At 58.2% G+C, this 17,742-nt stretch carries 9 protein-coding genes and 1 pseudogene; 3 read left to right on the forward strand and 7 right to left on the reverse strand.

The genetic code is table 11. The features are described from left to right. Positions 1-7: 7 nt before the first annotated feature. The gene (locus ACIP66_RS17340) at positions 8-370 is read right to left on the reverse strand and encodes a polysaccharide synthesis protein GtrA (RefSeq protein WP_282357824.1); all 363 of its coding nucleotides are present in this window, start codon (positions 368-370) and stop codon (positions 8-10) included. A gap of 222 nt (positions 371-592) precedes the next feature. Beyond that, positions 593-2,014, reverse strand: coding sequence for an amino acid permease (locus ACIP66_RS17345; protein ID WP_053123460.1), 1,422 nt, complete (start codon positions 2,012-2,014; stop codon positions 593-595). 886 nt (positions 2,015-2,900) lie between these two features. Here ACIP66_RS17345 and ACIP66_RS17350 point away from each other — a divergent pair. The 3 genes from ACIP66_RS17350 (at position 2,901) to ACIP66_RS17360 (ending at position 11,895) form a co-directional block, all read left to right on the forward strand. Beyond that, complete coding sequence (locus ACIP66_RS17350; RefSeq protein WP_159815112.1) at positions 2,901-3,359, forward strand: REP-associated tyrosine transposase; 459 nt, start codon at positions 2,901-2,903, stop codon at positions 3,357-3,359. 184 nt (positions 3,360-3,543) lie between these two features. Then, positions 3,544-6,657 (forward strand): transglycosylase domain-containing protein, encoded by a 3,114-nt coding sequence (locus ACIP66_RS17355; protein WP_400649410.1) that lies wholly within the window; start codon positions 3,544-3,546, stop codon positions 6,655-6,657. A gap of 114 nt (positions 6,658-6,771) precedes the next feature. Then, the gene (locus ACIP66_RS17360) at positions 6,772-11,895 is read left to right on the forward strand and encodes an NEL-type E3 ubiquitin ligase domain-containing protein (RefSeq protein WP_400649413.1); all 5,124 of its coding nucleotides are present in this window, start codon (positions 6,772-6,774) and stop codon (positions 11,893-11,895) included. On the opposite strand, the pseudogene ACIP66_RS17365 reads toward ACIP66_RS17360, so the two are convergent. The 5 genes and pseudogenes from ACIP66_RS17365 to ACIP66_RS17385 all read right to left on the reverse strand — a co-directional run. After that, positions 11,892-12,506, reverse strand: a pseudogene (locus ACIP66_RS17365) (hypothetical protein); the annotation flags it as partial. The gene ACIP66_RS17360 and the pseudogene ACIP66_RS17365 sit on opposite strands and share 4 nt — an antisense overlap. 42 nt (positions 12,507-12,548) lie before the next feature. Further along, on the reverse strand, positions 12,549-13,796 hold the full coding sequence (locus ACIP66_RS17370) for a hypothetical protein (RefSeq protein ID WP_400649416.1): 1,248 nt from the start codon (positions 13,794-13,796) through the stop codon (positions 12,549-12,551). A 34-nt stretch (positions 13,797-13,830) separates the two neighbouring features. Continuing rightward, a complete protein-coding gene (locus tag ACIP66_RS17375; protein WP_400649418.1) occupies positions 13,831-14,331 on the reverse strand; it encodes a CS1 type fimbrial major subunit in 501 nt (166 codons plus the stop codon). Positions 14,332-14,364: 33 nt separating this feature from the next. Then, positions 14,365-15,102, reverse strand: coding sequence for a molecular chaperone (locus tag ACIP66_RS17380; protein WP_400649419.1), 738 nt, complete (start codon positions 15,100-15,102; stop codon positions 14,365-14,367). A gap of 72 nt (positions 15,103-15,174) precedes the next feature. Further along, complete coding sequence (locus ACIP66_RS17385) at positions 15,175-17,697, reverse strand: CS1-pili formation C-terminal domain-containing protein (protein ID WP_400649421.1); 2,523 nt, start codon at positions 17,695-17,697, stop codon at positions 15,175-15,177. Positions 17,698-17,742 lie beyond the last annotated feature (45 nt).

The following is a 17,742-nucleotide window of genomic DNA, read 5'->3' on the forward strand; positions in this document are numbered from 1 at the left end:
TGGCGCCTCAAATTTCATACTCGCGAAACAATACAAAGCGGAAAAAACAGTACCCGAGCAATAGATTCAGCACGGTAAAGGACGCCACTGTGATCAGCCCGTGCAGCGCGTGAGCATCGCCAATCAAGCCGATGCCCACACTCACGCCAGCCATCACACAGATGAACAGCAGATAGCTGAGCAGTGACGTTCCAGTCTCGAAGGTGTAAAGCATGTTCACGTACAGCGTGAACGCCGCCGCCACGCAAAACGCAGCGAAGTTACTGGCCGCCTGGGACAAGCCACCGGCACTGCACATGACGAAAAATACCTGCCAGTGGATCAACGCATCGGCCAGGCCGATGACCATCAATGCAGAGAGTCCTTTCATAACCGCTCCTCGCCACCCGGGATTGGACAGAGGCATACGCTAAGCCCGCTCCCCCCTTTGGTCTACTGTCAGAAATTACAGTTAGAGGATCCCTTCCGACGAGCGGTGCGGCGGCTTGTTTATAGAAAGCAAAAGATCGCAGCCTCCGGCAGCTCCTACAGGAAACACGTTCCAAGGCAGGCGCTGCCGAAGGCTGCGATCTTTTGTTTCAGAGGCTATGAATCAAGAAGCCGAACGCGCCGCACCTTGTGTGACTTGCGTCGGCTGCAGCTTGAACACGTAGAACAACACGGTCAGCAGCACCAGGAACGCAGGCCCCACATAGAGCGCCACGCGGGTGTCCGGGAAGTACGCCATCAGGCCGACCACCAGCACCAGAAACGCCAGGGCAAAATACGAGCTGACCGGGTACAGCCACATCTTGTACTTGAGGCCGGCACGCTCGCTGGCGCTCAGGCCTTTGCGGAATTTCAGCTGGGCCAGCAGGATCATCACCCAGGTCCAGATCGCGCCGAAGGTTGCAATCGAAGTCACCCAGACGAAGACTTTTTCCGGCACCAGATAGTTGAGCATTACGCCCAGGAGCAACACCGCAATCGACAGCAGCAATGCACGACGCGGCACACCGTTGTTCGACGTCTTGGCGAAACCGGCCGGGGCCTGACCGTTCTGCGCCAGGCTGTAGAGCATGCGCCCGGTGCTGAAGATGCCGCCGTTGCACGACGACAGCGCCGCGGTGATCACCACGAAGTTAATGATGCCGGCAGCGGTTTTGATGCCCAGACGTTCAAACGTCATCACAAACGGGCTGCCCTGGGTGCCGATTTCATTCCACGGGTAGATCGACAGAATCACGAACAACGCGCCCACATAGAACAACAGAATCCGCCAGAACACCGAGCCGATCGCGTCGGGAATGGTCTTCTGCGGGTTCTTCGCTTCACCGGCGGTCAGGCCGATCATCTCGACGCCCAGATAAGCGAACATGACCATTTGCAGGGACATCAATACGCCGGTCACGCCGTTAGGCATGAAGCCGCCGTGGGCCCACAGATTGGAAATGCCCAGCGCCACGCCGTCATTGCCGAAACCGAAAGCGATGATGCCGACGCCGCCGATGACCATGGCAATGATGGTGACGATCTTGATCAGCGCGAACCAGAATTCGAATTCACCGAAGGCTTTTACCGCGATCAGGTTGATCGAGCCCATGCTGATCAGCGCCGCGAGGGCCCAGATCCAGCGCGGTACGTCGGGGAACCAGATGCCCATGTACACGGCCACTGCAGTGATTTCGGCGACGCAGGTCACCAACCACAGGAACCAGTAATTCCAGCCAGTAAGGAAGCCCGCCAATGGGCCGAGGTAGTCTTGCGCATAGCGGCTGAACGAGCCGGCGACCGGGTTGTGCACGGCCATTTCGCCGAGGGCGCGCATGATCACCAGGATCGCCAGGCCGCCAAGAATGTAGGAAATCATGATCGCCGGGCCGGCCATTTCGATGGCCTTGGCCGAACCTAGAAACAGACCGACGCCGATACAGGCACCGAGCGCCATCAGGCGAATGTGCCGTTCGCCGAGTTCGCGTTTGAGCGGACCGCCCTGAGCGGTTTCGCCGTGAGGCAGGTGATTGCCGACTGGCATGGGGTACAACCTCGTCTTGTTATTGGATATGACCACCGAGTGTCGCAACGTTGGCGGGTAAGCCTTGGCTGCCGTGAAACCGCGTCGGCCTCGTGGGCAAACGCGTCTTGTAGGACAAAACCTGCAAGATCAGCGGGGCGTGCAGTATAAAAAGCCTTGGGCAGGGCTTTTCACTCTATAAACCACAACATTCAGCGACAACTCTCGGCAAAAGCCCGGTTTGCGGAGAGGCATTCCCTGCTTCACGTAGGAATATTCGCCGCCGAAAAAGGCGCCGAGTATTGCACAGCATTGGTGCATCGTCATGCCCCTGCCTAGGTGCAATTGCTCTTGCGAAGGCTCTAGCGCAGAACTGCTGGAGGGCTCCGCTCTACTTGTGGCGAGGGAGCTTGCTCCCGCTCGGCTGCGCAGCAGTCGTAAAATTTGCCACCCCGATCATTCAGGCAATCCGGGATTACTGCGTTTGGGCCTGCTGCGCAGTCCAGCGGGAGCAAGCTCCGTCGCCACAGGGGGGCGGCGTGTTTGGGTAGTCCTGCTTGAATCGAGGAAACGACCGACGTCATGCCCCTGCCTAAGTCCAGTTGATTTTGCGAATGCTCTAACTCAGAACTCCTGGAGGTCTCCGCTCTACTTGTGGCGAGGGAGCTTGCTCCCGCTCGGCTGCGCAGCAGTCGTAAAACCTGCCACCCCGATCATTCAGGCAATCCGGGATTACTGCGTTTGGGCCTGCTGCGCAGTCGAGCGGGAGCAAGCTCCCTCGCCACAGGGTTTGCTGTGTTCAGGTGTTTCTGCGTGAAATGGGGAAACGTCCGACAGCCTTCTCAGCTTCATGTAGGAAGGTGAGCAACTAGCTTGAAAGGAGATCAATCAAACAGGACGCAATGGAATGCGCAAACAGTTGAACTCGCATCGACTCCGCCACGGGCGTTGCTCTGAATCGGGGCGTGCTTACCTGATTACCGCAGTGGTACATGGACGGGCAAAGATCTTCAGTGATTGGCAGATCGGACGCCTATTGGTAAGGGAGCTTCAGCAAACTCATGAGAAAGGCTGGGTCAACTCGATCGCCTGGGTAGTGATGCCGGATCATATTCATTGGCTGGTTCAACTCGAAGGCTGCGGTATGGAACAGCTGATGCAGGTCATCAAATCCCGCAGCACGCTCACCATAAATCGCAAATTGAACCGGCAAGGCGCATTCTGGCAAACCGGCTATCACGACCGCGCTATCCGCGATGGTGAGGATCTGCGTCCCTTCGCCCGCTACATTGTCGCCAATCCTTTGCGGGCCGGTTTGGTAAAGAAAATCGGTGACTACCCTCTCTGGGATGCCTGCTGGCTATGACTTGCGCTACACCACAGATAATTTGTCAGACCATTGAACAGGCTCTAGCGACAAGATCCGCAATGCTTCCAGATTTGTTCAGCACTTTCCCCCACCCCAACCCGTCACAATTTTTTCACCACTGCCAACCACCGTCTAAGCTTCAAACAAGTCCGATCAATCTGCGTGAATGGATCAATCGACTATGGGCGCTTTGTGGCAAACCGATTCGAGTAAATCTGTGGTTCCGACTGAGAGTGTGGATCAAGCGCCTGTCCCCGAAAAACCACGCCGTCCCCGGCATGGCTGGAAGGCTTTTTGGTTATTGCTGCTGATTATTGCAATCGTGGTGGGAATGGCTGCGGCCAAGGAAATGCGCACCTCGCGTTTCCAGTCGAGTGAGCTGAGCAAATTCGCCGCCTCGCTGACCTACAAACTGGAACCGGGCCCCAGTGAAGCGATTCACTACCCCGGCAACGGCCCTTTCGATTTGCGCCTGGGTTACAGCGCCCTCGATGAATTCCTGCCGCGTCTGCTCAAGCGCAATTACGTGATCACCGAGCAGACCCGCTTCTCCCCCGCCCTGCTCAGCTACACCGGCAAGGGCCTGTTCGTGCCCTATTCGGAAAAGATTCAGGCCGGCCTGACCATCACCGATTGCCGCGCCGCGCCGCTGTACAAATACAACTATCCGCAACAGCTCTACTCGAACTTCGCGGCGATCCCGCCGGTGGTGGTCAGCAGCCTGTTGTTTATTGAAAACCGCTTTCTGCTCGACCCTAAACAACCCCGTGCCAACCCGGCGGTGGACTGGCCGCGCTTCGGCATGGCGGCGTGGTCGCAAGTGGCGAAGTTGCTGCACCTGCCCGGCCAGTCAGCCGGCGGCAGCACCCTGGCCACGCAACTGGAAAAATATCGGCACTCGCCGGATGGGCTGACCGTGTCGGGCGCCGAGAAGATCCGCCAGATGATTTCCGCCAGCGTGCGCGCCTATCAGGACGGCCCGGACACCTTGGGCTCGCGGCAGAACATCGTCCGCGATTACCTCAACAGTGTGCCGCTGTCGGCAGTCCCGGGGCACGGTGAAGTGCACGGCATGGCCGAAGGTTTGCGCGTCTGGTACGGCAGCGATTTCAACAAGGCCAACGAACAACTCAACAGCCCGGCCACCGACCCGAAAACCATGGCCGACAAAGGTCTGGCCCTGCGTGAAATGCTCTCGCTGATGATCGCCCAGCGCCGTCCTTCGCACTACTTGACCAAGGGCCGCGAAGAACTCGCCGACCTCACCGACAGCCACCTGCGTCTGCTTAAACAGAACGGCGTGATCGACAGCGCATTGGCCGATGCCGCACTCGCCAGCAAGGTCACCTATCGCGACTGGCAAACTCAGCCGACCATCCAGCCAATCGAAACCAATAAAGGCATCAGTGTCGCCCGCAGCCGCTTGGCGAGCATGCTCAACCGTCCGCTGTACGACCTCGATCGCCTTGACCTCTCGGCCACCAGCACCCTGCAAGGCGACCTGCAAATGCAGGCCACCGAGTACCTGAAAAAACTCGCCGACCCGGCCTTCGCCGCCGAAATCGGCCTGATGGGTGAACGCCTGCTGACGCCCACCAGCACCACCCAGGTTCGCTACAGCTTCACCCTGTTCGAGCTGACCCCGGACGGCTCGCGCGTGCGCATCCAGACCGACAGCACCGATCAGCCGTTCGACATTAATGAAGGCAGCAAACTCGAACTCGGCTCCACGGCGAAAATGCGCGTGCTGACCACTTACCTGCAAATCATCTCCGAGCTGCACGACAAATACGCCGGCATGTCGGTACCGGAACTGAAGAAAGTCGACGTGCCGGATCAGGATCGACTGAGTCGCTGGGTCATCGATTATCTGGTGCAGAACAAGGATCGCGACCTGTCGAAAATGCTCGGCGCCGCGCTCGATCGCAAATACTCGGCGAGCCCCGGCGAAGCGTTTTTCACCGGCGGCGGGCTGCACTTTTTCCACAACTTTCGCAAGGAAGACAACGGCCGCCTGCCGACCCTGCGCGATGCCCTGCGGGAGTCGATCAACCTGCCGTTCATTCGCCTGATGCGCGATGTGGTGCGCTACGTCACCTACTCCGGCCCGAACAGCAGCGCCGAATTGCTCAAGGACGACCGCGACCCTCGGCGTCAGGAATACCTGGCCAATTTCGCCGACCGCGAAGGCACCGCGTTCCAGCTCAAGTTCTGGAAAAAGTACAAAAACAAGGACACCCAAGCGCGCCTCGAAACCTTCCTCGACAGCATGCGCCCGACCCCGATCCGCATGGCCGCCGTGCACCGTTATCTATTGCCGGATGCCAGTCAGGAAGACTTCAACACCTTCGTCCGCGCTCACCTCAAAGGCGCCAAGCTCAACGAAAAACTCACCGATGATCGCTTGATCCGCCTCTACGATTCCTACGGCCCGGGCAGCTATGATTTGCCCGATCAGGGCTTCATCGCCAAGGTGCACCCGCTGGATCTGTGGATGATGGGTTACCTGCTGCACAACCCGGACGCGACTTTCAGCCAGATCGTCAAAGCCAGCCAGTTCGAGCGTCAGGAAGTCTACAGCTGGCTGTTCAAGAGCAAACACAAAGGCGCGCGCGACAGCCGCATTCGCACCATGCTCGAAATCGAAGCGTTCCTTGAAATTCACCAGCGCTGGCAGAAAGTCGGCTACCCGTTCGACCACTTGGTGCCGTCGCTGGCGACCGCGATCGGCAGTTCCGGCGACCGTCCTGCGGCGCTGGCCGAGTTGATCGGCACCATCCTCAACGACGGCGTGCGCATGCCGACTTTGCGCATCGACAGCCTGCATTTCGCCGCCGGCACGCCGTACGAAACCCTCGTGACCAACGACCCTCACGTCGGTAAACGAGTGATGCCATCCGAAGTCGCCACGGCCATGCGCGAGGCGCTCTCGCAAGTGGTCGACTCCGGCACCGCCAAACGGGTTTCCGGCAGTTTCAAAACCGCCGACGGTACGCCGTTGGTCATGGGCGGCAAGACCGGCACCGGTGATAACCGCATCGAAGCGATTGGCTCGGGTGGGCGGATTCTCAGCTCGAAATCGATCAACCGCACCGCGACCTTCGTGTTCTACATCGGCGACCATCATTTCGGCACGCTGACGGCGTTTGTGCCGGGCCGTTCGGCGGAGAACTTCAAGTTCACCTCGGCACTGCCCGTGCAGGTGCTCAAAGGCATGGCGCCGATTCTGTCGCCGTATCTGCAGCCTGACTCCCACACCCGCTGCGAGGTGCCTGTCGTCGCCCAGCGCAATTGAAATATTCGGTAAATCCCGCAAACACTGCGATACACAAACGATAACTATGTATCGCATGCCCCCCTCAGCAGCCGCGCAAACTGACATCCTTTCTACGCCAAAAGGATTTTGCGCATGTCTGATTCCCGTGCTCGGGGTATTCACTTCGAGACCTTGAAAAAGGCCATTCCCCACGTGCTGATCAAGGCCTCGGCAAAACGCCGGGCCGAACTGCGCGAGATCCGGCCGGTGCTGCCGGCCTGGTTCACCAAGGCGTCGTCGGGCCAACAACAGACACTCAAGGACGCCACCGAAGCCCTGCACCTGCGCCAGAACCATCGGGATGCCCTGTTCGACAAAATCCAAAGCATCGACAGCTTTGCGAAAAACCTGCTGGAACCTGAACTGCAAAAACTCGACCCGGGGTTCGATGCCGACAACACTTGGCTGCGCTTGTACGCGCCAAAAAGCCTGGGCATTTTCGGTCTCAAAAGCGAAGCACTGACGGTTAAAACCCTCTCACTGCTGCAAGCGGCGCTGCACAACTTTGAATATGACGAAACCCGGCCGGGGTTCTATGACACGAGTTCGTGCTTTATCAGCCGCCCCGATGCCAATGGGCACTTTGAACCCATTGCCACCCCGGTCAGCGTCGACGTATTCGCGCGCCTGTGTCGGCGTCTGAATATCGGCGAGCAATATCAGCGCTACCTGAAAGACTTTCTGCGCCCGACCGGCAACCGCCTCGTCGAGAATCTGTTAAGCCAGATCAACGGCGACTACCACAAGCAATCACTGCACACTGCCGCCTGTCTGGCGCTAATCAAGAAAGACATCGGTCAGAGCGACTTCAACCAATTGATGAAAGTCGTCAACGGCGACAGCGTCGTCATGGACGGCAAAAAACAACTGCGCTTTCGTGGTTTGAGCCTGATGGGGCTGCGCCTGAACGGCTGCGTACTGTTTGTGCCGTGCGAGTTCCAGCGCTACAGCGACGGGCCGCTGATGGCCTGGATTCCCGGCGATCCCGAACACCCGCTCAAGCGCTACCCGAGCTATCAGGCATTCCAGCAAGAACTGACCCGCCAACTGACCGCCCGCCCCTCTGGCAATACAACAGGCCCCGATTCCGGCAAACCGAGCGCCTATCAACTGTTCTTCAGCCGCTTCGTTACGCAGAAGGACAAACCCTACTATTTCCGCCGCTTCAACGAGACCGTCAATGACGGCCCCCCAAAGTCGTTCGCAGAAAAGTGGCGACATCACGAACTGGTGCGACTGGGTGAACGGTTGGTGCTGCACGTCGACATTCCACCGCCACCTGAATCCGGCGTGCGTCAGGTTCCGCTTGAAGCGCCGAACTTTCACATCATCGACTGCAACCTGCCGGGCAAAGGCTTGTGGGAGGATTTCGACCTGTGGCCAGTGCTGCACGAAGCGTCGCTCGATCAGCTGATTAACGACGCCAGAGTCATCGCCGTGCCCAATGCCGATGAGGACGCCAAGGCGCGTTCGGAGCGCTGGGCCAATTACCTGAATATCGGCTTTATCGCCCTCGACGCCTTTGCGCTGGTCGTGCCCGGATTGGGCGAACTGATGCTGGTGGTGACGGCAGGACAATTGCTTTACGAGGTATTCGAAGGTGCTGTGGAGTTGAGTGAAGGAGACCGCGATGCAGGCTGGGCCCACTTGACTGATGTCATTGAAAATCTCGCGGCGGGCGTCGCGCTGGCACCGGTTTTTCACTTCACCGTTTCACCTTTCATCGAAAGCTTGAAAGCGGTGCGCTTGCAGAGCGGAAAGACTCGCCTTTGGAAGCCCGATCTGACGCCGTACCGATTCAAAGGCAAGCTGCCGCCAGAACTCGCGCGGGGTGAGCACGGGCTGTATACGCACGAAGGCAAATCCCTGCTGCGGGTGGACGGGCACCATTACGAAGTGTCCGCACAAGCGACCACCGATGCGATGGTGGTACGCCACGCCACACGTTCGAATGCCTTTGAAGTGCCGGTTCGACACAACGGTTCCGGTAGTTTTGTACTCGAAGGTGAAACCCCTAGAAGCTGGGACGACACCACGTTGATGCGTCGCCTGGGCCATTCGGTCGAAGCGTTTACGGATCCGCAGAAACTGGAGCAGATTCGACAAACCAGCGGCACTTCACCCGACGTGTTGCGCCGCATGTACCACGACAATGCGCCCATACCGCCGCTGCTGGCCGACACCGTGCAGCGTTTCAATATCGAGCGCGACGTACAGACTTTCGTCGACAACGTCCGCAGCGATGATCCGGTTATTCGGGCCCGGGCCGGACGCGATCCGGCCAGTCAGTTGCAGATCATCGAAGCTCAAGGGCTATGGCCCGCCGACGTCCCCTTGCGTGTCAGCAACAATCGCGGCGAAACACTCTGGCAATCAGCGGCGGCCAGATCAGTGCAAGGCAAAAAACTGGTAGTTCAGTTGAGCGATCAGCAACTGCGCGGCGGCCAAGGTTTGAAAACAGTCCTGCAAACACTGGAAGCCAATGGTGCACCGATTGCCCTCGACGTAGCGTCAGAAGAGCGAGAGGCGCTTCTGCAAACACGCATCGCCGACACGGCAAACAGTCTGCGTCGGCAATTATTCGATCAGCGTTACCGCGCTCAGAAACGTCCGTTGAGCCCGGCGCAAACGGTATTGACCGAAGCATTCCCTACGCTGCCGGTGCCGCTCGCCGACACGTTGCTGGGCAACGCCACGCATGCTGAACTCGACGTGTTAAACCAGCAACAACACTTGCCATTGCGGCTTAAGCAACTGGGCGCCGAATTGCAATTTGAAACCCGCACCACTCACGCCTGGCAAGGTTTTCATCATGACTGGCTGGCAACCGCCGACACCGAGCGTCTGGCTCTCAATGCCCTGCGTATCCACAGCGATGCGCTGGCACAACTGCGCATCGAAGTACGCCAGCAATCGCTGCAGGGCGAGCTGATTTGCAGCGTTGGTGCCGAAGACGCCACGACCGTACATGCGCTGGTCAAGGATGCCGATTCTCGTTACACCGCCCACGACGCTCAAGGTCAGCCATTGCAAGACCCGCCCGGCGACCTGTTCCAGGCAATCCTCGTCGCCCTGCCCGCTGACCAGCGCCAGGCGCTGGGTTATCGACTCGATGGCGCCGCCGATTTCAAACAGTGGATCATGGCCAAAACCGAGCCCGCGAGCGTACGTCGCACCCTGCTCGCCGAACCTCCGATCAGCAACACCGTAACGACTGAAACCACTATTTTGCTGGGTGGCCCAGGTTATTCCAGAGTCGGGCAGACCCTGCTCGAGCGTATTCGGGACATTTATCCGCACCTCAATGAAAACGAAGTGCAAGGTTTTGCCCGCGAGCTGAGCACTCAGGGCGATGCCGAGTCTGGCATCCGGCGGATCGAAAACGACCTCGACACATTGCGCATCGCCCTCGACACCTGGCGCTTCGAGGAAGTGATCAACTGGAATTCCGGCAACGGTGGCACGCACAATCTGGCGTTTATGCTCGACGGCGGCCTGCATTTGTCCGAAAGACTGATGGCCTGTTTTGAACGCAAAGCCACGGTGTTCGGCGAGCGCAGCGTTGCACCGCAATCCGGCTATACGCTGGATCTTTCATCCGAAATGCGTCGTTATAATCTTGAGCACTGGTGGAAAAAACTGCCTGATCTCAAGCCCTACCTTGATCAGATCACCACCCTCTCACTCGACAACGTGCCGCTCGCCACCGATGGATCGGGCCTGCTCAAGGACTTTCATCACCTGCGCCAATTGAGCGCCAGAAACTGCGAGTTGAAGCAACTGCCGAAAGACATTGGCCGCATGCGCCAACTGGAAACCTTGCGCCTTTCGGGCAACCAGATTCAGTTAACACCGCAAACGGTGGAGCAACTGAAAAACCTCACGCGCCTGCAAACCCTGCGCCTGGATCTCAACCCTTTGGGCCTCGCCCCCAATGTCAGCCGCATGCCACGTCTGAGTATCCTTACGCTGAACGAAACCGGGCTAAAAACCTGGCCTGAGGGACTGTTTGAAAAGTACCGACCGCGCCAGTTCTTCCTCGACATGCTGGGCAATCCGATCGAGCAAATCCCGCATGTCGTGCCGGGCTCCAACAACGCCTTTATCGTCGCCCGCACCCGTCTGATCGCCAGTGAGCTGTCCGATATCAATCGTGTTCTCTACGAGAACTATCGCACCTCCGTCGGCCTTATCCCTGAGCATGTAGCGTCGGCAACCACCACCGAAATGATAAGACGCTGGCCTTTGAAGACCGATGCGTTATTCAACCGTATGCCTGGAACCGGCATTTATCGCCCGGAAGCCTGGCCCGATCTGGCTTCGGAACCCAACTCGCGGGGCTTCTTCAAAATCATCAATGACCTGACCCAATCAGCGGACTATCGCGCCGGCGGCTCGGCACTGGAGCAATTGAGCGACCGTGTCTGGCGGATGATCCATGCAGTCGATATCGACAAAAACCTGCGTCAGGATCTGTTTGAAATGGCTGTCGCTCCGGTCAATTGCCGGGACGCCGGGGCGCAGGTATTCAATCAGATGGGCATTAAGGTGCTGGCGGCCGAAGCCCGCTTGTCTTCGACCTCAAGAGAAATGCTCGAGCAAAAACTGGTGACATTGGCCCGAGGCGCTGCGCGACTGGATAACGTCAATGACGTCGCCCAAGCGGATATTCAGAGCCGTGGCGGTGATCCGGATGTCGTCGAGGTGTATCTGGCTTATCAGACGGGACTGGCGCAGCGTTTGGATCTGCCGTGGCAGTCGCAGGATATGCTCTACCGTTTAACCGCCGGGGTCGATCAGGCCAAAATCGATTTGGCCTTTGAAACGGTGAAATCGATGGAGGCAGGCGACGGCCTGATCAATCGCATGCTCGAACAACCATTCTGGGTCGACTACCTGCGTGAGGTATACCCCGAGCGTTACTACGCGAACAAAATCACCTTCGAAGAAAAAGCTTCGCAACTGGACGATCTGCGCACCGCGCAAGCCGAATGGGCCGGGTCGATCGATCCGTACCGGCAAAAAGCGGCTTTGCGTGACGAGATCAAGGATCTGGCGCGGCGGTTAGGCGTGACCAAGGAGCAAGTGCTGACCGGGCAACCCATGCCGGACTCGCTCTATGAATCGCTGATCACGGATCTGGGCGATCAGGAGCAACAACTGAGCCGCCAACAGACCCGTGACGCCTTGAAAAAATACGCACTGTTACCCGGTTAACCGATCTCGGAATCCCAGATGACCGTGACGTTGCCTTTGTACGTCGCGGCGCCGCCGGACAACATGTGTTCGACATCCGCCTGCTCGACCGCGAAGTGCAACGTCCCCGGTTTGCGGTCAACGTAAACGCCCGGCTGGAACAGTTCGGTACCTGTGCCGCTGACCCGCAACGGTTGGCGGATTACTGCGCCGCCATCTGCCGATGTCAGACCAGCGGGCAACGTAACTGCAACCTGCAACGGTACGGAACGACCTCCTCGTTCCTCCAGACCACAGGTATCGCCCACCGCGAACTCGCACGTCATCTGCATTTTGAAACGTGAGCTTGTCGAGATATTAAAGGTCTGGTCACGGAACAGACGCGTCGGCTTACGTCCCTGATTCAGCCAGGCCTGCCAGCCGCCCAGAGGCACTAACTCGACACGAGTGCCACCCGGTGGAATATCGACTTTAAGGATGTGCTGCACCTCTAGCTCAAAATTCAAGGTCAATGCGGAATCGGTTGGCAACATGATGTCGCCAAAATCGAAATCCGCTCCTTGTCCTAGGGTGTAGGTCAGGGTGCCAATGTATTTCCCCGAGGACATTGCCAGTGGGCTGGGTGTTTGCAGGCCGTCAATCAATTCCCTGATCGGTAGCCGGTTTTGACCAGATCAGCCGACCTCGGAATCCCAGACAACCGTGACGTTGCCTCTATACGTGGCAGCCTCGCCGGACAACATGCGTTCGACATCGGCCTGCTTGATATCGAAGTGCAGGACTCCCGGTTTGCGATCAACATAAATTCCGGGCTGAAAAAGCTCGGTGCCCACGCCACTCACCCGCAACGGCTGGCGAACGACCGGCTGGCCGCCCGCCGAGGTCAGGCCGGTGGGCAAAGTCACCGCAACTTGCAACGGCACGATGCGACCTCCAGGTTCCTCAAGACCGCAGACATCACCCAGGGTGAACTCGCACGTCATCTGCATTTTGAATTGCGAGCTGGTCCAGATATTGAAGGTCTGATCACGGAACAATCGCGTCGGCTTGCGGCCCTGATTGAGCCAGGCCTGCCACCCGCCCTCAGGGATCAACTCAACCTTGTTGCCACCCGGAGGGATTTCGACTTTGAGCATGTGCTCGACGACCAGGGTGAAATTGAGCTTTAGCAGTTCATCATCGGGAATCATCAGATCGCCCATATCGAAATCTTTACCCGGCCCCACCGAGTATTCGACGCTGCCGTAGTATCGACCCGATTTCATTGTCAACGGACTGGGAGTGCGCAGTTCATAGCCGTAAACGAAGTAGCGAAAGAAGAAATCGGGAATCATGAACCGCGCCTGTTTCGCACACGTTCCGGCATTGACCGGGACTTTCCAGAAACTGTTGTAACCTACTTCCCCCACCGTGGCACTGCCCACTCCAATACAGGGAGGCGGAGCCTCACGCCACGATCCACCGGTCCAAAGAATGGACCATGCAAGGGACAAATTTCCGCCTGCCTGCCACTCTACGATCTCCAATACAGATTTACGCAGGGCTGACTCATGACCAATCCCCGCGATACGGAACTCGAGTGTTTCCCTGTCTCCGGATTCGTGCGTCACTTCAATACGCTGCCAATGCGAAGGGACTTTGGCCATTCCCCCTTGGCGAGGATCCGTATGGAAGGCCTGGATAGTTTCACTGGCGTTGAAAACGATGGGCGCGATCAGGGTAAACAGACCTTCCGGCTTGCACTGGCCGGGCAACTGAAGACAAAACCCCTCCGAAGGCGTCTGGTTAACAAACTCGTTGTTTTGCGGATTACCCGAGTCCGGTCGAAACAACGCTTCAATGTCTTTAACCGCCGCCGACACCGACATCACGGCAAAACCGGTCAGCAGCGCAACCGCCCAACGTGCATAAATATTCTTCATGTCCCTTCACCTGTTCAGTCCGGATAATCGGCTATCAAGCACCTGGCAAAACGGCGTTGAACATCATGTTGACGTTGCCGAAATAATTGCCCGGTTTATAAATTCCGTCGTCCGGAACCTGCGGGGTGATTTCCAGCAACACTCGTCGCCCTTGCTTGGCGTCCACCGAAGAAACCACCTCGACCGCCTCGCCAACTTTCAGTACCCTGCCGTTGAACACCACCTGCAGATTGATATCGTGCCGACTCTCGCCACTGGACAGATAAGCCACACCGTCCAGTTGCGCCTCGATTGCCCCGCTCTCGTTTTTCACATCAAAATCCTTGCGCAGACCACCGAGCGTCGAGTTGAGCAAACTCCACGGCAGTCGCTGCTCGCGACTGATCCAGCCAGGGTCTGCCGGCAACACATGGAACCCTGAAGAGGGAATGCTCACCGACACTTCAAACTCCTGCACCTCGCGCGCCGCGTGGGCACAGGTGCAGGCCAGCAACAAACCGGTCAGCGTCACCCGTGCAATTTTTCGCCTGTTCATGATCGTTCCTCTGCCATCCAAATCGCGGTGGGCCTAACCCTTCACTTCGACTTTCTTTTTCGCTGCGCCCTCAATCACCGTGAAGCGGTAATTGCGCCCGGCCTGCTTGTCGAAGCGGAATGTCCGGCCCGCCAGAATGTGGTGTTTGGTGGTCGGCTGGCAGTCCTGTTCGTTGCCCGCGAGACAGTCCTTGAACTCGTCGATGACCACCACGCTGTTGCCGTTATTACGGATTTGATATTGGCCGTTGCCGTCATCGATGACGCTGTCGAACCGGGTGTTTTTCGGCCGCACGAAAAACACCGTGCCGTAACCGGCCAGCACCGTAACGCCGGCCGCGAAGTCTTTTTTGTAGTCCGCCTGCTCTTCATCCGTGAGCGCAAATTCGTCGGCGGCTTCAGGCACCACCGGCACAAAGCGCACGCGGAAATAACGCTCCTGATCGCGCGCGCCCATGTACAACAAGCGTGTGCCTTGAGTGCCGTTGGCCGGCACGATCAGCCGCGCCGGGCTGGCCATCAGGCCGTCGCGTGCCGTGGCACCGGCCTGGGATTGCAGTGGAATTTCACGGGCGGTGCCCTGCTCGTCGAAGATCATTTCAAGGATGTTGATCTTGATAAATGCGGTGCTGTCGCCGCCATTGAAGATGCGTTTCAGATAGGTGCTTTTGTCAGCATCCAGATAGTCGTAGACCACGCCGACGTTGATCTGCGGAGCAGCAAAAGCGAGGGGTGCAAACAAGAAAAAACCAATTGCCAACAAACGTTTCATATTCGATTTGCCTCTGTATTTTCAACACAGCCGCAACGGGCTGTCACAGCGAGTGACGGGTTTAAGGTCGGATCAGCCAGCGGTTTCATTGGCAATAGCGGTGTCCGCCAAGGTGTCCGGCGTGCAGCGCAAATCACCAATCATCAGCACGTTGTTTTCCACCCGGGCGGCATCGGTGTTGAGGCGGAACCGGCAGAGCAATTGATCGCCCTGACGCACTTCCAGGGTCGGCGCACCGGCGTTCATTTCCATCGAGAAGAACCCGTCGACTTCGCTCACGCCTCGGCTGGCGTGGTTGATGATGTGGTGGCCCTTGAGCGGCTGGCCTTTGGGGTCGATCAAGCGGCCGAGCACCGTCAGGGTTTTCATCACGCGGATTTTTCGATAGTCCACGCCGCCCTTGTTCAAGTGGTAACTCGTGCGTGCCGGTTGAATCGCCGCGGCCGGGACGTCGTTGCCTTCGAAGTCGAAGCTCACCGTGCCGTTTTTGTAAGCCGTGATCGGGATGAAATTGCGCCCCGGCCGCAGGTTGGCGCTGCCGCCGCTCAAGTCATCGGCGCGCAGGGCGATGTCGTCCAGATCAGACTCGACATCAACGATCATCCCGGCGCCACCGCGGTCGTGTTGGCTGGTCATGGCGATGTATTGGCCACTCAACGCCACGGTGCTGTCGAGGTTCAAACCGCCGGAAAAATTGTTGTTATACGAAGAGCGCTGAATGAAGCCGTCGCCATTGACCGCGTCACTCTGGAAGCTGCCAGTCCCGGAAAGCCCAAGACCGTAGGTGTCGGTGATCGCAGTGGCCGAGACGCTTTGCAACAAGTGATCCTGCAAGTCTTTGCGATAGGTGACGGAGGCATTGTTGTCACGCCCGCCATCGCGTGAAGTTCGCGAACCGATACTGCCGGAAATCTGCTCGCCCGGCCCGCCCAACGCCAGGCTGACACTCAGGTCGACCCCGCGGTTGCGCGCATCGCCGCTGCTGAAACTGCCGGGGCGGTCGAACACCGAGAGGCGCCAGTTGGCATCGCTGCCAAACAATTCGCCACGCTGCGTCCAGCCGAGGTCGAGACCGACACCTTCGATATTGCCGTCACTGTGCGAAACCCGCGCGTTGATCGAACTTTTGTTGCTGACCCGATGATTGACCGACAACGCCGAGTTGCTGGTCTGGCCGATGAACACGTTGCGCTGCCGTACTCGCGTGCCGTCGGGCAGGGTTTCGTAGGTGTTGGTGGTGTCGAGCCAGCTGCGGTTGTGGGTCAGGAAAATACTGCCGGAGCCGTAGCTGTACATGCCCTGCAGATCGAGGCCGGTGCCGTGGTCTTCGGTTTGGTAAACGTTGCCGAACACGCTGGTATTGTTGGCCAGCGTCCAGTCGATCGAGGTGCCGTATTGCAGTTTTTCGCTGATCTGCCGCCCGGAAAATCCGACGATGACGCGTGGATGCAGCAAGTAGTTGAACGCTGCGCCCGCCGTCATGCCGCCGGAGGCCTGATCGTCCCAGTTGCTCCATAATTTGCTCTCGCGCCCGGCGAACACGTTGTAGCGCCAGCGCTCGTCATGATTGCGCCAGTTGTTCGGTTTGTAGATCAGCTCGGACGTGGTGGAGGTGATCTGACCTTCTTCGATCAAACGCACTTCGACTTCATAAATGCCGCCGGGTAACGGTCGGGTGTCCAGAGTTTGCAGACCGGCGTCGACCGGTTGCGTGTTGATCAACATGCCGTTGCGATAAATCTCTACCGAAGCCTGGCGGTTCGCGGTGACGTAGAGCGGATAAACGCTGGGTTTCGGGTTGTCGATCGCGAGGCTGTCGGAGCTGCCGTACATGGCGCCCACCGCCGTGTCCGGGCTGACACCGAACGAACGTGGCTGGCGAGTCAGGCCTTCGGAATCGGGCATGAAATAGCCTAAGCGAACAAAACTGCCCTGCAGCTCTTTCTGGCTGTAGAGCTCTTGCACGGCGTGATACATCTGCTCATCCGAACCGCCCAGACGGGCCATTTGTACGTTCAGGCTTTGCGTCCAGTTGCCGAGGCTGCTGCTGGTGACCAGACCGTAACGACCACCAAGATCCTGATCCTCACCGCCGTTGAGGTTGAGCTGGTTGCGCACAATCAACCCGGTGCTGCCGGATTTCGGTTGCAGGTAATAGCGCGGCGCCTGGCTGTCGCGCTCGGCATTCTCGGTGACGATCAACACCAGCGAGTTTTCCAGGTTGTAGTGCACGGCGAGCATCTGCTCGGGGCAACTACCCTGACAGGCGCCCAGTGCGACGCCGCGACCGAGATAATCGGCCCATACATCGCGTTCGATGGCACTGAAGTTACTGTCGGTGCTCTCGGTAAATTCGAGCAGGGTGATGCGATCATCGCGAGATAAAACAATCATCGCCTCCCCCAGAAACTGTTGATCCAATTCCACACGCACCGCAAGTGGCACATCAAAGAAGTGCTCTTCGAATTCACTCGGCAACCCTTTTGCCTGCGCCAGCAAGTTACGTGGCGTATGACGGTCATCCGTAGGCGCAGCCAAGGCATTGGCACATAAAAAAAGTGCAAGCGCTGCCGCGATGGGTGTCATCGGAAACATGAACTTAGTTACTCTTTTTGTTTGATCGGCCAAACGCCGACCGAA

Origin of the sequence: Pseudomonas sp. NPDC088429, from assembly GCF_044753305.1 — a bacterium.
Taxonomy (GTDB): domain Bacteria; phylum Pseudomonadota; class Gammaproteobacteria; order Pseudomonadales; family Pseudomonadaceae; genus Aquipseudomonas; species Aquipseudomonas rustica.

Coding starts and splice junctions, on each gene's coding strand:
- ACIP66_RS17355 (WP_400649410.1), top strand. CDS start 3,544: ATGGGCGCTTTGTGGCAAACCGATTCGAGTAAATCTGTGGTTCCGACT.
- ACIP66_RS17360 (WP_400649413.1), top strand. CDS start 6,772: ATGTCTGATTCCCGTGCTCGGGGTATTCACTTCGAGACCTTGAAAAAG.
- ACIP66_RS17350 (WP_159815112.1), top strand. CDS start 2,901: ATGCGCAAACAGTTGAACTCGCATCGACTCCGCCACGGGCGTTGCTCT.
- ACIP66_RS17370 (WP_400649416.1), bottom strand. CDS start 13,796: ATGAAGAATATTTATGCACGTTGGGCGGTTGCGCTGCTGACCGGTTTT.
- ACIP66_RS17345 (WP_053123460.1), bottom strand. CDS start 2,014: ATGCCAGTCGGCAATCACCTGCCTCACGGCGAAACCGCTCAGGGCGGT.
- ACIP66_RS17340 (WP_282357824.1), bottom strand. CDS start 370: ATGAAAGGACTCTCTGCATTGATGGTCATCGGCCTGGCCGATGCGTTG.
- ACIP66_RS17385 (WP_400649421.1), bottom strand. CDS start 17,697: ATGTTTCCGATGACACCCATCGCGGCAGCGCTTGCACTTTTTTTATGT.
- ACIP66_RS17375 (WP_400649418.1), bottom strand. CDS start 14,331: ATGAACAGGCGAAAAATTGCACGGGTGACGCTGACCGGTTTGTTGCTG.
- ACIP66_RS17380 (WP_400649419.1), bottom strand. CDS start 15,102: ATGAAACGTTTGTTGGCAATTGGTTTTTTCTTGTTTGCACCCCTCGCT.